General features: G+C 56.5%; 13 protein-coding genes, 1 tRNA gene and 1 pseudogene. 7 read left to right on the top strand and 8 right to left on the bottom strand.

The window, feature by feature from the left end; translation table 11 throughout:
- Window positions 1-148: 148 nt before the first annotated feature.
- Both O3S68_RS01135 and O3S68_RS01130 read left to right on the top strand, forming a co-directional pair.
- Window positions 149-1,090 carry a formate/nitrite transporter family protein gene (locus tag O3S68_RS01135; RefSeq protein ID WP_269230628.1) on the top strand — a complete coding sequence of 314 codons (942 nt, stop codon included), beginning with the start codon at window positions 149-151 and terminating at the stop codon, window positions 1,088-1,090.
- 75 nt (window positions 1,091-1,165) lie between these two features.
- Window positions 1,166-1,237 (top strand) — tRNA-Arg (locus O3S68_RS01130).
- 120 nt (window positions 1,238-1,357) lie between these two features.
- Here the strand turns inward: O3S68_RS01130 and O3S68_RS01125 are convergent.
- Complete coding sequence (locus O3S68_RS01125; protein ID WP_269230627.1) at window positions 1,358-2,725, bottom strand: formimidoylglutamate deiminase; 1,368 nt, start codon at window positions 2,723-2,725, stop codon at window positions 1,358-1,360.
- Between the two features lie 110 nt (window positions 2,726-2,835).
- On the opposite strand from O3S68_RS01125, the gene hutC reads away from it, so the two are divergent.
- Together hutC and O3S68_RS01115 are read left to right on the top strand one after the other, a co-directional pair.
- The gene (hutC, locus tag O3S68_RS01120) at window positions 2,836-3,597 is read left to right on the top strand and encodes a histidine utilization repressor (RefSeq protein ID WP_269230626.1); all 762 of its coding nucleotides are present in this window, start codon (window positions 2,836-2,838) and stop codon (window positions 3,595-3,597) included.
- Window positions 3,594-4,148 carry a HutD/Ves family protein gene (locus O3S68_RS01115; protein WP_269230625.1) on the top strand — a complete coding sequence of 185 codons (555 nt, stop codon included), beginning with the start codon at window positions 3,594-3,596 and terminating at the stop codon, window positions 4,146-4,148. The genes hutC and O3S68_RS01115 overlap by 4 nt, the downstream gene beginning before the upstream one ends.
- A gap of 377 nt (window positions 4,149-4,525) precedes the next feature.
- Here the strand turns inward: O3S68_RS01115 and O3S68_RS01110 are convergent, their stop codons facing one another.
- Genes O3S68_RS01110 through O3S68_RS01090 form a run of 5 tightly spaced genes read right to left on the bottom strand, consistent with a single transcriptional unit; the run spans window position 4,526 to window position 9,437 of the window.
- Window positions 4,526-6,085 carry an HAL/PAL/TAL family ammonia-lyase gene (locus tag O3S68_RS01110; RefSeq protein WP_269230624.1) on the bottom strand — a complete coding sequence of 520 codons (1,560 nt, stop codon included), beginning with the start codon at window positions 6,083-6,085 and terminating at the stop codon, window positions 4,526-4,528.
- Between the two features lie 14 nt (window positions 6,086-6,099).
- Window positions 6,100-6,981, bottom strand: a complete 882-nt coding sequence (locus O3S68_RS01105; protein ID WP_045513091.1) for an ABC transporter substrate-binding protein — start codon at window positions 6,979-6,981, stop codon at window positions 6,100-6,102.
- Between the two features lie 33 nt (window positions 6,982-7,014).
- On the bottom strand, window positions 7,015-7,695 hold the full coding sequence (locus tag O3S68_RS01100) for an ABC transporter permease (protein WP_020454586.1): 681 nt from the start codon (window positions 7,693-7,695) through the stop codon (window positions 7,015-7,017).
- Between the two features lie 3 nt (window positions 7,696-7,698).
- Window positions 7,699-8,343 (bottom strand): ABC transporter permease, encoded by a 645-nt coding sequence (locus O3S68_RS01095; protein ID WP_097407738.1) that lies wholly within the window; start codon window positions 8,341-8,343, stop codon window positions 7,699-7,701.
- Window positions 8,340-9,437 (bottom strand): ABC transporter ATP-binding protein, encoded by a 1,098-nt coding sequence (locus tag O3S68_RS01090; protein ID WP_269230623.1) that lies wholly within the window; start codon window positions 9,435-9,437, stop codon window positions 8,340-8,342. Before O3S68_RS01090 ends, O3S68_RS01095 begins: the two co-directional genes overlap by 4 nt.
- A 483-nt stretch (window positions 9,438-9,920) precedes the next feature.
- Here O3S68_RS01090 and hutU point away from each other — a divergent pair, with 483 nt between their 5' ends.
- The 3 genes from hutU to hutG are packed head-to-tail and all read left to right on the top strand — an operon-like array spanning window position 9,921 to window position 13,648.
- Window positions 9,921-11,597, top strand: a complete 1,677-nt coding sequence (hutU, locus tag O3S68_RS01085) for a urocanate hydratase (protein WP_269230622.1) — start codon at window positions 9,921-9,923, stop codon at window positions 11,595-11,597.
- A 49-nt stretch (window positions 11,598-11,646) separates the two neighbouring features.
- Complete coding sequence (gene hutI, locus O3S68_RS01080) at window positions 11,647-12,855, top strand: imidazolonepropionase (RefSeq protein ID WP_269230621.1); 1,209 nt, start codon at window positions 11,647-11,649, stop codon at window positions 12,853-12,855.
- Window positions 12,848-13,648: an N-formylglutamate deformylase gene (gene hutG, locus O3S68_RS01075; RefSeq protein ID WP_097407733.1), complete on the top strand. Its 801-nt coding sequence runs from the start codon at window positions 12,848-12,850 to the stop codon at window positions 13,646-13,648. Before hutI ends, hutG begins: the two co-directional genes overlap by 8 nt.
- Before the next feature lie 236 nt (window positions 13,649-13,884).
- Here hutG and hutH read toward each other — a convergent pair whose 3' ends face one another.
- Together hutH and O3S68_RS01065 are read right to left on the bottom strand one after the other, a co-directional pair.
- The gene (gene hutH, locus O3S68_RS01070; protein WP_020454592.1) at window positions 13,885-15,411 is read right to left on the bottom strand and encodes a histidine ammonia-lyase; all 1,527 of its coding nucleotides are present in this window, start codon (window positions 15,409-15,411) and stop codon (window positions 13,885-13,887) included.
- Window positions 15,408-15,772 (bottom strand): annotated as a pseudogene (locus O3S68_RS01065) (hypothetical protein); the annotation flags it as partial. The gene hutH and the pseudogene O3S68_RS01065, both read right to left, overlap by 4 nt.

Here is a 15,772-nt window from a genome sequence, read left to right as displayed (position 1 = left end):
CTTTACGGCTCGTTAACAATTCTATACAAACTTCGTCAATATCGTATTGCCATTATTGCTTTTCGCGCAATTTAGGACGATGCCGTCACGGAATAAGCGTGAAAACCGCTACGCTTAAATTTTGCCGCCATCACCAAGCGAGGCCATCGTGGACAATATTAAAGAAGAGAAACTCGACAAACACAGCGATGACATACAAGTGGAGAGCGACGAGAAGAAGAGTGGGAAGAAAATAGAACTTGATGAAGAACGCCTGCCCTCACGCGCCATGGCGATTCATGAACATATTCGCCAGGACGGCGAAAAAGAGCTGGAACGCGACGCGATGGCGCTGTTCTGGTCAGCGATTGCGGCGGGTTTATCGATGAGCGCGTCGCTGCTGGCAAAGGGGATTTTTCACGTACAGCTCGACGGCATTCCCGGCGGTTTTCTGCTGGAGAACCTCGGTTACACCTTTGGCTTTATTATTGTCATTATGGCGCGCCAGCAGTTGTTTACCGAAAACACCGTCACGGCCGTATTACCGGTGATGCAAAAACCCAGTTGGGTTAACTTTGGCCTGATGACGCGCTTATGGAGCGTGGTGTTACTCGGGAACCTGGTTGGTACGGCTATTGCCGCCTGGGCGTTCGAGTATATGCCCATATTCGATGAAGCCACCCGCGATGCTTTTGTCAAAATCGGCATGGAGGTGATGAAGAACACGCCGCTGGAGATGTTCTCCAACGCCATTATCTCCGGCTGGATCATCGCGACCATGGTGTGGATGTTCCCTTCAGCGGGCGCGGCGAAAATTGTGGTGATCATTTTAATGACCTGGCTTATCGCGCTGGCGGATACCACGCATATCGTGGTCGGTGCGGTGGAGATTTTCTATCTGGTGTTTAACGGTACGCTGCACTGGAGCGAATTTATCTGGCCTTTCGCCCTGCCGACACTCGCCGGGAATATTTGCGGCGGCACCTTTATTTTTGCTCTGCTCAGCCACGCGCAGATCCGTAACGATATGATCAACGCGCGTAAAGCCGAAGCCAAAGCCCGCGCCGACGAGCAAAAACAGCAACGCGACGGCGCAGAAAAAGAGGCTTAAACGGCGACAGTTTAATCACTTGGCGGCATGTGAGCTTAACGCGAGACGTAAATAACGTTATACTCCCGCCGCTTTGTCCCCTTAGTTAAATGGATATAACGAGCCCCTCCTAAGGGCTAGTTGCAGGTTCGATTCCTGCAGGGGACAATATCCCCCTTCCTGCGAACATCGATCAAAGTCGTCATTACCCTACAGATTCAGTAAGTTAAATCACTTCTCACGTCTGCCAACCGCCATTGGTCCTTATCAACGTCCTGCTGCTTAGTGTTACGCCACCAGTTGCTGCATCACCTTAATAAATGCAGAGGTCACCTGCTCCTCCTGTGCGTGACGCCCCTCTTCAATCACCCAGCGTCCTCCCGCCATTACCCTTTTTATCGGGTTTGTTGAGCAGGCGAAAATCCAGCGGTTCAGACGTTCACGATCGCCTGCGGCTGCAAGGAAGGGATCGCGGCTGTCGAGCAACAGCATATCCGCGCGATCGCCGACCGCCAGTTGACCAATCGCCTGCCCCAGCGCACGGCGTCCGCCCTGCAATGCCCCCTGATACAGCACATTGCCAATATAAGGCTCATCCGGCAAAGACAGTAAGTTGCGCCGCCGTTTGTTTAACCGTTGCCCGTACTCAAACCAGCGCAAATCCTCGCTGACGCTGACGCTGATATGGCTGTCGGAGCCAATTCCCCAGCGCCCCTGCTGCGCAAGATAGTCCGGCCCCGGGAAAATACCATCGCCAAGATTGGCTTCAGTGGTCAGGCACAGGCCCGCCACTGCGCCGGAAGCGGCAATCTGTTGGGTTTCCTGCGGTGTAATATGCGTGGCATGGATCAGACACCACTGTTCATCCACCGGCATATGCTGATAAAGCCACTCCACCGGACGCAATCCAGACCAGGCCACGCAGTCATCAACCTCTTTTTGCTGCTCGGCAATATGAATATGCACCGGTTGTGGTTGTGGACAGGCTTTAAGCACGCTCTGCATCTGTTCCGGCGTAACGGCTCGCAGCGAGTGGAAGCACAGCCCGGTACGCTGCATCGGCTCAGCAGCAAGCTGCGACGTCAGCGTGGCATGCAGTGCAAGGTAGCCTTCCGTATCGTGAATAAAGCGGCTCTGCCCGGCGGTCGCTGGCTGCCCACCAAAACCGGAGAAACTGTAAAGCACCGGCAGTAATGTCAGGCCAATACCCGCCGTTTTCGCCGCCTGCGAAATACGCATCGCCAGCTCGGCTGGCTGTGCGTAAGGTTTTCCGCCACGATCGTGGTGCAAATAGTGAAATTCGGCAACGGAAGTATAACCGGCCTTCAGCATTTCGATGTACAGATAGCTGGCAATGGTTTCCAGCTGTTCGGGGGTAATTTTATCCACCAGCCGGTACATCAAATCGCGCCATGTCCAGAAGCTGTCCGCCGGATCGCCCACCACTTCGGTTAGCCCGGCCATTGCACGCTGAAAAGCGTGCGAATGCAGGTTTGGCATGCCCGGCACCAAAAAACCCTCCAGGCGAATCGCCGTGTCGTCTGGCTGACTACCGCTTTCGAGCGCGGTGATGATGCCCTGCGGGGAAACCGTGATGCGAACATTCTCCGCCCAGCCCTGCGACAACAATGCTTTTGCCGCGAAATATACCGTCATATATCCCCTCACCGCCTGCCGTTATTTGATATGTATATACATGCTTATATATATACATCCAAATATGTGTAGAGTAAACTTCAACGGTTATCCGGCCGAGGAAAGGGTTCATGGAGCAAAGCGATATTTTTAAAGCAGCCGCAAGCGAGACACGTCTTGATCAGCCCGCCCCTTTCTATGAAAGGGTGAAGAGCATGATTAAAACCAATATCCACAGCGGCGCCTGGCCGGTGAACTACCGCGTGCCGTCCGAAAGCGAGCTGGTCAGCCAGTTTGGCTACAGCCGGATGACCATCAACCGCGCGCTGCGTGAACTGACCGCCGAAGGGCTGCTGGTGCGTATGCAGGGCATTGGCACCTTTGTCGCCGAAGTCCGCGGGCAGTCGGCGCTGCTGGAAATCAATAATATTGCTGATGAGATTGCCAGCCGCGGCCATCGCCATCACGCCAGAGTGCTGGAGCTGACCCAGCAGCATGCAGATGCTCAGCAAGCGCTGGCTTTTAATCTGCCGAAAGGCAGCCGCCTGTTCCATTCGTTGATTTGCCATTATGAAGACGGCGTTCCGGTGATGCTGGAAGACAGGCTGGTGAATGCGCTGATTGTGCCAGACTATCTGCAGCAGGATTTTACCCGTATCACGCCGAATGCCTATCTCTCTTCCATCGCACCGATTGTCGAAGGTGAGCATATTATCGAGGCGGTGAACGTGCCCCGCAGCGAGTGCGTTTACCTGGAAATTGATGAACACACCCCCTGCCTGCAAGTAAACCGCCGCACCTGGACCGGTCGTCAGGACAAGAAAATCGTCACCAGCGTGCGCCTGGTCTATCCGGGTTCACGTTACCGTCTGGAAGGAAGTATGCGCAAATGAGGCTGCTGCCTTCTAGTGGCTACGCTGAGATGCGCTGGAAAAATGGCCAGGGTGTCACCCGCGAAGTGTGCCGTTTTCCCGCCAGCGACCAGTATGACTGGCGCATATCGGTTGCGACAATCCGCGAAGACGGGGCGTTCTCACGTTTCTCCGGTTACCTGCGAAACATCAGTGTACTGGAAGGCGAAGGCATGTTTCTGACGATTGATGACCAGCGCAGCGCGTTAATTCCTCCGTTTCAGGCGACGGATTTTAACGGCGACAGCGAGGTGTTCTGCGAGGTTGTCGGCGGGCCGTTACTTGATTTCAATGTGATTTATCGCCGTGAAACCACCCTGGCAACGGTGCGCTGGCAGCGCGCTGGCACATGGCAACATCAGCAGGGAACAATGCTGCTGTTCAATGCAGGAAATCTGCTTGACGTCATCGTCGGGGACGAACGCCATACGCTGCAACATTACGACAGCCTGCTGCTTGATAACCCGGCGACGGTTACCGTCAACGCAGGCAGCGACACGCTTTTCGCCTGCGTGACGCTGACATCCCGTTAACACCGGCTAAACTGCGGCGTCGACCTTCTGAAACGCCGCCAGCCCTCTTGATTATCGGCAATTAACCCGCTCATAAATCACTCCCGCACGCGTCGCGGGCCAGCACCGCTACGAACTTGACCACCGCCAGCTCCGCGGTCTGGGTGATTTATCACGCAATGCTTAGCCTGTGCTTCCCGTTCATCAGGCTGCACCCGCTGGCTAATCAGCCCTGCAGGGCACCTCTTCACCATTCATACATCGAGCCGCATCGACAGGGATTTCCCTGGCGCACGCAACAGACGAGGCGTGCGCCAGGTAATCGCAAAGCGCACCCTATGCCTGCCTACACACGCGACAGCTCCAGTCTCCATTTTCTCTTGAGCAGGCGATTAGCTTTACTCATCAGCCCCCTCCTTTATCAGTAAAGCAAGCTGGCGGCTTAGTTCGCCATCCGCAATCAGATCCCGGACGGCATGCATATCCGTGTACATCGGCGTATCGGTTTCACGAAACGCGACCTGCTGGCGTACCTGCGAGAGCGTCAGCTCTGTCCCCACCGAGGCGCGCAGCGGGCGATGAAATTCAATCGCCTGACAAGCGCACAGCAGCTCGATAGCCACGATATCCACCGCGTTTGCCACCGCCTGCATCGCTTTTCGCGCCGAGGAGACGCCCATACTGATATGGTCTTCCTGCCCGGCACAGGTGGAAACCGTATGTACGCTGGCGGGTGCCGCCAGGCTGCGATTATCCCCGGCGAGCGCGGCGGCGACATACGGCGGGATCATCATCCCGGAATTAGCTCCGCTTTTGCCGACCAGAAATGCCGGTAAGCCGCTGAGATGGACGTTGGTAATACGGTCAGAACGCGCCTGCGACGCCGTGCTCAGTTGCGCAATAGCCACCGCCAGCGCATCGAGTGCCAGCGCCAGCGGCGCACCGTGACCGTTGCCGCCAGGCAAAATCACCAGCGCATCGTCTTCAATCAAAAACACCGGGTTGTCGGTCACCGAATTGAGTTCGGTATTAACGATATGACGACAATGCGCCAGTTGATCGCGCACCGCGCCATGGATTTGCGGGATGCAGCGTAAGCTGAGCGCATCCTGCACCCGGTGATCGCGGTAACGCTGAAGGATCTCGCTACCGTGCAGTAAACGGCGCAAATTCTGCGCTGTTTCTTGTTGCCCGTCATGCGGACGCAGAGCGTGCAGACGCGCGTCATAGCCGCGGGTGTTGCCTTTCAGCGCTTCGAGACACATGCCGCCTGCCATATCCGCGACCGGCAGCAACTGCTCGAAATCCCGCACCGCCAGACAAGCCAGTGCGGTAATTTCGTAGGTGCCGCTGATCAGCGCGTGTCCTTCGCGCGGGCCGGGAATGCGCGGCGCAATGCCCGCTTTTGCCAGCGCGTCGGTGGAGGGCAACAACTCCCCCTGATACCAGCACTGCCCTTCGCCAAATAACGATAAGCCGATATGCGCGGTAGCAATCAGATACCCCACGGAACCGCTGGCAGGCGACCACGGCGTCACCTGCCGGTTCAGCATCAGGCACATACGCTGCGCCAGTTCAGAACTGACGCCGCTGTAGCCCTGCAACAGCGATTTCAGCATCACCGCCATCATCGCCCGCACTTCCCGCACCGACAAATCCGGCCCCATCCCGCAGGCGTGACTACGCAGCATATTGAGTTGCACGCTGGCAATTTGATCCGCAGAGAGACGCTCGGTCACCAGGTCTCCCACGCCGGTTGTCAGACCATAAATCACCTTCCCGTCAGCAATCGCCTTGTGAATATAACCGCTGACCTTATCCATTTGCGCCAGCGCATCATCAGCCAGAACAACCTGAGCGCCATCGGCAATGCGCACCAGCTCATCAATGGTCGTGACATCCCTGCCTAAGGTGACCGCATCCATATGCGGCATGGAAGAACGGATTGTTGTCGTCATCTCGCAGCCGTTCCTTACTTGCTCAACTGGTGTTTAACCAGCCATTGATGCGCTACATCATCAATGCTGGCGAACTCTGCAAGCTGCTCGTTCATGGCGATCAGATCTTCGGTGGTGAGCTGCGCGGAGATTTTGTTCAGCGTGCTTTCAATGGTCGGGTTCAGTGTGCTGCTGGCGACAATGGGCACAATGTTCTGCGCGGCAAACAGGTGTTTCGGATCTTCCAGCGCAACCAGGTGATCTTTTTTGATTTCCGGCGTAGTGGAGGTCAGATCAGCCACCTGAATCTGGTTATTTTTCAGCGCCGTCAGCGTCAGCGGACCAGCGACATCCAGCACTTTGAAGGTTTTGAAATTCAGGCCATAAACTTCACGCAAGCCGGGAACGCCTTCATGACGGGTTTTCCACTCCGCCGGGCCGCCAAGCACTAACTGCCCGGCGACAGGTTTCAGATCGTCGATGGTTTTCAGTTTGTACTTGTCGGCGGTTTTCTTCGTTACCGCCAGCACATCGCTGTTTTGCGCCGTGGACGTGTTCAGCATTTTCACTTTTTCCGGCAGTTTGGCGGCCAGCGCTTTCGCCACATCTTCCGAACTGTGCGCGTCGTTTTTCGCATCCAGATAGCTTAACAGCGCGCCGCTGTACTCAGGGATCACGGTGATGGAACCGTCGAGCAGAGCCGGGATATAGACTTCACGGCTACCAATGTTGAGTTTTTTCTCGACCGGAATGTTTTGCGCTTCCAGCGCCCCGGCGTAAATGGTCGCCAGCAACTGGTTTTCCGGAAAATCCGCCGAACCAATAATCACTTTCTGGCCGGCATCCGCAGCCCAGACAGAAGAAGCGACAGACAGCAGTGCGGCACTGAACAACGTTAAATAGCGTTTCTTAATCATCTTATTAACCTTCTGTAATTAAAGGACTCAACATCACTGGTTTTTGGTTTTCCGGGTGATGCCCGGTGAAACCACGACTTTCCCTGAAAGCGAAAAAAAGAGATCAATGATCAATGCCAGCAGCGCGACGAGGATGGCCCCGGCGGTCATCTGCGCAAAGTCGTTGGCGGCACGCCCATCGATAATCAATCGTCCCAGGCCGCCGAGTGAAACGTAGGCCGCAATGGTCGCAGTGGAGACAATTTGCAGCGCGGCACTGCGGATCCCGGAGAGGATCAGCGGCATTGCGCAGGGCAACTCAACCTGCAACAGCACCTGAAGCGGCGTCAGACCAATCCCTTTTGCCGCGTCATGCACGCTGGGATCGACAGAACGGATACCCGCATGTACGCCCAGCGCCACTGGCGGCAGCGCCAGCACCACCAGCACGATGATGCAGGGTAAAACAAAGGCCAAATCCGATTCGAAATACCCCGCCAGCAGGATCACCAGCAAAATAATCAGACCAAAAGAGGGCAACGAACGCAGGGCGTTGGTGGTGCCAATCAGCAGCGCCTCCCCTTTCCCGGTATGGCCGGTGTAGCAGCCGACCGGAAACGCAATGGCGACGGCAATCGCCAGCGCCGCCGCGCTGTAACCGATATGCTGCAACAGCAGCGGCACAATGCCGTCGTCGCCGTACCAGTGGCTTAGATCGAAAAACCATTCACTCATCAGTTATCCCCTTTGCGGTTGCCAGCGGCTTAAAGAGCGGGTTATCGCCACCACCAGGCAATCCAGAATGAAGGCCAGCGCGATGCACAGCACAATCCCGGCGATAATCGGGGTGAGAAACTGAAGCTGAAACCCCTGGGTAAACAGCGAACCTAACTGTGGCGCGCCAATCAGCGCGGCAACCGACACGATGCTGACATTCGAAACCACGGCCACACGCAGCCCGGAGCCGATCACCGGCACGGCAAGCGGCAGGTCGATCTGCATAAATTGCTGTAGCGGTTTGTACCCCAGCGCAAAAGCAGACTGCCGGGTATCTTCGGCGACGGAATCCAGCCCGTCGCACACGGTTCTGACCAGCAGCGCAAAGCTGTAGATAGTCAGCGCCACGACCACGTTGATGGGGTCGAGAATTTGCGTATTCAGCAGCGGCGGCAGCAGTACAAACAGCGCCAGCGACGGAATGGTGTACAGCAGGCCGAACAGATTCAGGATGAGACCTTTCACTTTTGGCAGGTTGTTCACGGCCCAGCCGACAGGTATTGCCAGCAGCAGGCCGATCAGGATCGGCGTAATCGACAAATAGCAGTGCCAGAGCAGCAAGCTGAGGATCCTGTCGCTTTGCCCCCACAGCCAGTCAAATCTCATAGCGCCTCCTGCGTCAGCGACTTGCAGGCATCCAGCACATTGTCCAGCGCCAGCGATCCCAGCGGGGCAAGCTGTTCATCGACCACCACGGCGCGATGGCAGGGAGAACTGAGCGCCGAATCCAGCAACTGGCGCAGCGTGCCGCCCTGCGGAGAAAATGTCGCGCCAAGGTTCACGTTTTCCGGCGCTATCGCCGTTACCTGCTGATGCGTGTCAAACCAGCCGCAGGCTCTGCCCTGCTGCGTCACCAGCAGCCAACGTTGTGCGCTGATATTGCGTGCCTGCGCAAGTGACGCGCCCATTTCGATAGCCGGTTCCGCCTGCAACGCCGTCAGCGGTGCGGAGGTGTGGAAACTGAGTTTGCGATAACCGCGGTCGCGGCCAATGAAATCGGCGACAAATTCGCTCTGCGGCGCATTCAGCAGTTCGCCCGGCGTCGCCAGTTGCGCCAGCTTGCCGCCAGGTTTCAGCACCGCAACACAATCACCCAGTTTCATTGCTTCATCAATATCGTGCGTGACCATAATGATGGTCTTGCTGACCTCTTTCTGAATGCGCAGAAACTCTTCCTGCAACTGTTCACGCACCACAGGGTCAACGGCGCTGAAGGGTTCGTCCATCAGCATAAATTCCGGGTCGGCAGCCAGTGCACGCGCCACGCCGACGCGCTGCTGTTGGCCACCGGAGAGTTGCCACGGGTAGCGTTTCGTCAGTTGCGGCGCCAGACCGACCACTTCCAGTAATTCTGCCGCTCTGGCCCTGGCTTTGCTTTTCGCCGCGCCATTAAGGATCGCGGTAGTGGCGATGTTATCGATGATGGTTTTATGCGGGAACAAGCCGGCATTCTGGATCACATAACCAATACGGCGGCGCAATTGCACAACATCCATCTGAGCGGTGGATTCGCCATTGAGCAAAATCGTCCCGGATGAGGGCTCCACCAGCCGGTTGATCATGCGTAATGAGGTGGTTTTTCCGCAACCAGACGGCCCCACCAGCACAGTAATTTTGCCTCCTGGCGCGACAAGGTTCAGGCCATCGACCACGACGGTACCGTCGTGATAATGCTTGGTCACATTGTTGAAAGTAATCATCGTTACGCCTTATGGTCATCGTTTGCCGTCCCGTTGTGACGGCAATGCAAAAAAACTTTTGTATATCCTTGTATGTACAACTAGCAAGCCATGTGCCATAACGTCATCGCAACATTGATCATTTAAATAAAACCAATTAAAAACAAATATATATAAAAACATTGTTAATAAATCCAGCACAACAAAACGAATTCCCTCAGCTTCATTTCCCCACACGCTCGCTTTAAAACAGCGCAGAGATGCACTAAAAATGATCATTTCAACGCTTTAAAGCACAATAGCAGTGCAAAAAAATGCACCAATACCCCTTCTTTCACTACGATCAAAAAAGCCATCAATAACAACGCATTGTTTTATATGTGAAATAAATAAATTGATTAAACTGGCACCTTATGTGCTTATCATGTATATACAAGACGTATACAGCAGCATCGCAACGTCAGTAAGCATCTATTCCGCTATCAAACAGAGAAGGTAAACCGCATGAGTAGTGAATTATCCCGTTATCGTGATGTTGAGATCAGAGCGCCGCGCGGCACGACATTGAATGCGAAAAGCTGGCTGACCGAAGCGCCGCTGCGCATGCTGATGAATAACCTTGATCCCGATGTCGCGGAAAACCCGAAAGAGCTGGTGGTGTATGGTGGGATTGGCCGGGCAGCGCGTAACTGGGAGTGCTTTGACAAAATGGTTGAAGCGCTAAAACAGCTCAATGATGACGAAACGCTGCTGGTGCAATCCGGCAAACCGGTCGGCGTGTTTAAAACCCACAGCAATGCACCGCGCGTACTGATCGCTAACTCAAACCTGGTTCCCCACTGGGCCAACTGGGAGCACTTTAACGAGCTGGACGCTAAAGGGCTGGCGATGTACGGCCAGATGACCGCAGGCTCCTGGATCTATATTGGCAGCCAGGGGATCGTTCAGGGTACGTATGAAACCTTCGTCGAAGCGGGTCGCCAGCACTATAACGGTTCGCTGGTTGGCCGCTGGGTGCTGACCGCAGGTCTGGGCGGCATGGGCGGCGCGCAGCCGCTGGCCGCCACGCTGGCGGGCGCCTGCTCGCTGAACATTGAGTGCCAGCAATCCCGCATCGATTTCCGCCTGCGTACCGGGTATGTGGATGAGCAGGCAACAGATCTCGACGATGCGCTGGCGCGTATTGAACGCTACACCCGTGAAGGTAAAGCCATCTCTGTGGCGCTGCACGGCAATGCGGCAGAAGTTTTACCGGAACTGGTTAAACGCGGCGTTCGCCCCGATCTCGTGACCGATCAAACCAGCGCCCACGATCCGCTGAACGGCTATCTGCCGATTGGCTGGCAGTGGGAAGCGTATCGCGAACGCGCGAAGAGTGAACCGGCAGTGGTGACTCAGGTGGCGAAAGCCTCAATGGCCGAGCACGTTAAAGCAATGCTCGCCTTCCAGCAGCAGGGCATTCCGACCTTCGACTATGGCAACAATATTCGCCAGATGGCGAAAGAGATGGGCGTCAGCAACGCCTTCGATTTCCCGGGTTTTGTGCCCGCCTATATTCGCCCGCTCTTCTGCCGCGGTATTGGGCCATTCCGCTGGGCCGCGCTCTCCGGCGATGCGGAAGATATCTATCGCACCGATGAAAAGGTAAAAGAGCTGATCGCGGATGACGCGCATCTGCACCGCTGGCTGGATATGGCGAAAGAGCGCATCAGTTTCCAGGGCTTACCTGCGCGTATCTGTTGGGTTGGTCTGGGGCAGCGCGCACGTCTGGGCCTGGCGTTTAATGAAATGGTGCGTCGCGGCGAAGTCTCCGCACCAATTGTCATTGGCCGCGATCACCTGGACTCCGGCTCCGTTGCCAGCCCGAACCGCGAAACCGAAGCGATGAAAGATGGCTCCGATGCGGTTTCCGACTGGCCTTTGCTGAACGCGTTGCTCAACACCGCCAGCGGCGCAACCTGGGTTTCTCTGCACCACGGCGGAGGCGTCGGCATGGGCTTCTCGCAACATTCGGGGATGGTTATCGTCTGTGATGGCACGGATGAAGCGGCAGAACGTATTGCCCGCGTACTGCATAACGATCCGGCGACGGGCGTGATGCGTCATGCTGACGCAGGCTATGATTCAGCGGTCGCCTGTGCCAAAGAGCACGGCCTCAATTTACCGATGATTGCAAAGTAAAACCGACGGCGCGGCGATTGCCGCGCCGAACCATGACGGGAGAACGCGGATGCGCATTTTATGGCGTCACTGCCAGATTGCCACCATGGAAGCGGGCAAATACAACCTGATCTCTCGCGGCGCGCTGATCACCAACGGGTCGCAGATTTCATGGCTGGGCGAAGAGGGAACGCAGCCGGATGATGTGGTCGATCGTGAAGTGGATTTGCAGGGGCGGTTGGTTACGCCTGGGTTGATCGATTGCCATAGCCATAGCGTGTTTGGCGGTGATCGCAGCCAGGAATTTGAGATGCGACTCAACGGCGCGAGCTACGCGGAAATCGCCGCAGCAGGCGGCGGCATTATCAGTACCGTGAATGCCACCCGCAACGCCAGCCAGCAACAACTGCTGGAAAGCGCCCGCAAGCGCATTGACGCACTGCGCAAAGAAGGCGTTACCGCGCTTGAGATCAAATCCGGTTATGGCCTCAGCTTTGCCGATGAAAGCAAAATGTTGCAGGTGATCCGCGCGCTTGGCGCAGAAATGCCGCTCACTATCTTCAGCACCTGTCTCGCAGCGCATGCAGTGCCGGGCGAGTATCAGGGGCGCGCTGACGACTACATCGACGGGATTTGCCAGCACTGGCTACCCGCCTGGCACGCACAAGGGCTGGTCGATGCGGTCGATGCTTTTTGTGAACATCTGGCCTTTTCACCGCCGCAAGTGGAGCGGGTTTTCCGCAAAGCGCAGCAGCTTGGCTTACCGGTAAAACTGCATGCCGAACAGCTTTCACTGCTGCACGGCGCAGGGCTGGCCGCCCGCTACAGTGCGCTTTCCGCCGATCATCTCGAGTATTTGTGCGAAGAAGATATCGTGCTGATGGCGCAGCACGGCACCACTGCCGTTCTGCTGCCGGGCGCGTTTTACTTTTTACGCGAGAGCCAGCAGCCACCGGTGGCGCTATTACGTAAGCATCAGGTGCCGATGGCCATTTCCAGCGATCTGAACCCCGGTACGTCGCCCGTGCTGTCGCTGCGCCTGATGATGAACATGGCCTGCACGTTGTTCCGTCTGACGCCTGAAGAAGCGCTGGCGGGAGTGACCTGTCATGCCGCCCGTGCATTAGGTATCAGTGAACGCTGTGGCACGCTCCAGGCGGGTAAAGAGGCCAGCTTTGTCGCGTGGGATGTGGCTCATCCGGCAGAACTCAGCTACTGGCTGGGAGGAACACTGTCAAAACAGGTTATTTATCAGGGGGAGGAAGTCTGGCATGACTAACGGATTCGAATTACATCAGGGTCGGCTGCCGCTACTGGTCAGCATGCCCCATCCCGGCACGCAACTGACACCGGAAATTGCCAGCGGCCTCACCGCGCGGGCACGACGTCTGGAGGATACGGACTGGCATATTCCGCTGCTGTATCAGCCGATTCGCGAGCTTGGCGCCAGCGTGCTGAGCGCTAATTATTCCCGCTATGTGGTGGATTTAAACCGCCCGGCAGATGATAAACCGTTATACGCTACCGCGACCACCGGCCTGTTTCCGGACACCTTTTTTGACGGCGAGTCGCTGTTCGAAGCGGGTAAAGCGCCGGATGACGCCACGAAAGCCGCTATTTTGCATACTGTGTGGCAGCCTTATCACCAGGCGCTGGCGCAAGAACTGGCGCGGTTGCGCGACACTTTCGGTTACGCGCTCCTGTGGGATGCACACTCCATCAAATCGGTGGTTCCGCGTTTGTTTGACGGCAAACTGCCGGATCTGAACTTCGGTACTGCCGATGGCGCAAGCTGCGCGCCGGAACTGAGCGCCGCATTACTGGCGTGCTGCGAGGCATTTCCGCGCTACACGAAAGTGCTCAACGGTCGCTTCAAAGGCGGGTATATCACCCGCCATTACGGCGCACCGCAACAGAACATCCATGCGATACAACTGGAAGTGGCGCAGTGCTGCTACATGGATGAGACGAGTTTTGCTTTCTCTGAAGAGAAGAGTGAAGCGTTCCGCCAGCTACTGACTTCCCTGATCAACACCGCGCTCGACTGGGGTAAGCAACGACTGTCCCGTTAACATTAAAAGGGATGCGCAAGCATCCCTTCATGAGGGGATTCATTCCCGTGTCGTTGAGCCTTTATTTCCCGCCACCGCTTAACACTTAATCCATTCCTGGCGTGACGCCAGCCCCTGACACCAAAACATTATGCTGGCTTACAGGGGCTCCTTACGTTTTTATAACAGCAAAAATGTATTCAATTTCACAGGCAAAGCCCGCCACATCCGAATGACCAGCAATGCCTCTCTCTTCTTCAGCAAGACACTATTGCTGGCAGCAATGTCGTCAGATGGCGTTCCGCCAGCAGAGCAATCGCACGTTCGATATCCGGCGCGAAATAACGATCTTTCTCATAATGCGCAACCTGTTCGCGCAGCAGATGGCGGGCCTGTTCCAGCAGCGGGCTACTGGTTAAGCCTTCGCGCATATCCAGCCCCTGACAGGCGGCAAGCCACTCGACAGCAATGACGCCGCGCGTGTTCGCCGCCATTTCCCACAGACGACGCCCGGCAGCCGGTGCCATAGAAACGTGATCTTCCTGGTTTGCCGAGGTGGGCAAACTGTCCACACTGTGCGGATGCGATAACGCTTTGTTTTCACTTGCCAGCGCCGCTGCGGTGACCTGGGCAATCATAAAGCCGGAGTTAACACCGCCATTTTTCACGAGGAACGGCGGTAGTTGCGACATATGGCTGTCCATCAGCAGGGCAATGCGGCGCTCCGCCAGCGAGCCTATCTCCGCAATCGCCAGCGCAATATTATCGGCGGCCATCGCGACTGGTTCCGCATGGAAATTCCCCCCGGAGATCACTTCGTTTTCGGCGGCGAACACCAGCGGGTTATCAGAAACCGCATTTGCTTCAGTTAACAGCACTTCCGCGGCAAAACGCAGTTGCGTCAGGCATGCGCCCATCACCTGCGGCTGACAGCGCAGGGAGTAAGGATCCTGCACTTTATTGCAGTTGTGGTGAGACTGGGAAATGGCGCTGTCATCGGTTAATAGATGGCGATATAACGCCGCCGCGTCAATCTGCCCGCGCTGGCCGCGAACATCATGAATACGCGCATCGAAGGGACGACGAGAACCGAGCGCCGCCTCAGTGGTCAGCGCACCGCAAACCACGGCAGAAGCGAACAGATCTTCGGCTTCAAACAGGCCGCGCAAAGCAAAGGCGGTGGAGGTTTGCGTACCGTTCAGCAGCGCCAGCCCCTCTTTTGCCGCCAGCGTAATTGGCTCCAGCCCGGCGTTTTTCAGCGCTTCACTCGCTGGTAACCATTCCCCCTGCCAGCGCGCTTTGCCTTCGCCGAGCAGCGTCAGCGACATATGCGCCAGCGGTGCGAGATCCCCTGACGCGCCCACCGAGCCTTTCGCCGGGATCCACGGATAAACCTCCGCGTTAACCATCGCCACCAGCATCTGGATCACCTGCAGACGAATACCGGAAAAACCGCGCGCCAGGCTGTTGATCTTCAGTACCATAATTAAGCGAACCAGCGCATCATCCAGCGGTTCGCCAACGCCTGCGGCGTGAGACAGCACCAGCGAGCGTTGCAAATTCTCCAGATCTTCCGTCGCGATACGCGTCTGCGCCAGCAAACCGAAGCCCGTGTTGATGCCATAGGCGGTGCGGCCTTCCGCCATAATGGTGTTGACGCAGGCAACGCTCTCATTAATGGCCGCAAACGCGCCATCATCCAGCGACAGATGAAGCGGCTGGCTGTATATTTCGCGCAGCTGCGCGAGAGTGAGTTGGCCCGGAATAAGGGTGAAATTTTTCATGCTTTGCCCTGCCCCTGCATTACAGCAATCATCGGAAGATTGAGCGCCTGCGCTGCGGCACACTCAATCGCAATCTCATACTCAGCCTCAGCGTGACGCATCACGCCAGTTGTCGGATCGTGAGGCAGCACGCGCGCAATGCGTGCTGCCGCTTCATCTGTGTCACCACAAACGATCACCATCCCTGCATGCCTGGAAAATCCCATCCGCATACCACCGCAGTGGTGCAGCGAGGCCAGGTCGCGCCGCTGGCAATGTTAAACATCGGCCAGTTGGATACGGCATCAGAACCGTCGCGCATCGCTTCGGTTTCGCGGTTCGGGTTTGCCACCGCGCCAGAATCAGGTTTGTTACCACCAAT

The sequence above is a fragment of the Kosakonia sp. SOY2 genome (assembly GCF_027109175.1).
In the GTDB taxonomy this organism is placed as follows: Bacteria; Pseudomonadota; Gammaproteobacteria; order Enterobacterales; family Enterobacteriaceae; genus Kosakonia.
Note: the sequence above shows the minus strand (reverse complement) of the source record. Positions and strands in the feature narration are given on the sequence as shown.

Excerpts from the sequence above, each read along its gene's own strand:
- O3S68_RS01125 (WP_269230627.1), bottom strand. The coding sequence starts at position 2,725 with ATGACGGTATATTTCGCGGCAAAAGCATTGTTGTCGCAGGGCTGGGCG.
- hutC (WP_269230626.1), top strand. The coding sequence starts at position 2,836 with ATGGAGCAAAGCGATATTTTTAAAGCAGCCGCAAGCGAGACACGTCTT.
- O3S68_RS01115 (WP_269230625.1), top strand. The coding sequence starts at position 3,594 with ATGAGGCTGCTGCCTTCTAGTGGCTACGCTGAGATGCGCTGGAAAAAT.
- O3S68_RS01110 (WP_269230624.1), bottom strand. The coding sequence starts at position 6,085 with ATGACGACAACAATCCGTTCTTCCATGCCGCATATGGATGCGGTCACC.
- O3S68_RS01105 (WP_045513091.1), bottom strand. The coding sequence starts at position 6,981 with ATGATTAAGAAACGCTATTTAACGTTGTTCAGTGCCGCACTGCTGTCT.
- O3S68_RS01100 (WP_020454586.1), bottom strand. The coding sequence starts at position 7,695 with ATGAGTGAATGGTTTTTCGATCTAAGCCACTGGTACGGCGACGACGGC.
- O3S68_RS01095 (WP_097407738.1), bottom strand. The coding sequence starts at position 8,343 with ATGAGATTTGACTGGCTGTGGGGGCAAAGCGACAGGATCCTCAGCTTG.
- O3S68_RS01090 (WP_269230623.1), bottom strand. The coding sequence starts at position 9,437 with ATGATTACTTTCAACAATGTGACCAAGCATTATCACGACGGTACCGTC.
- hutU (WP_269230622.1), top strand. The coding sequence starts at position 9,921 with ATGAGTAGTGAATTATCCCGTTATCGTGATGTTGAGATCAGAGCGCCG.
- hutI (WP_269230621.1), top strand. The coding sequence starts at position 11,647 with ATGCGCATTTTATGGCGTCACTGCCAGATTGCCACCATGGAAGCGGGC.
- hutG (WP_097407733.1), top strand. The coding sequence starts at position 12,848 with ATGACTAACGGATTCGAATTACATCAGGGTCGGCTGCCGCTACTGGTC.
- hutH (WP_020454592.1), bottom strand. The coding sequence starts at position 15,411 with ATGAAAAATTTCACCCTTATTCCGGGCCAACTCACTCTCGCGCAGCTG.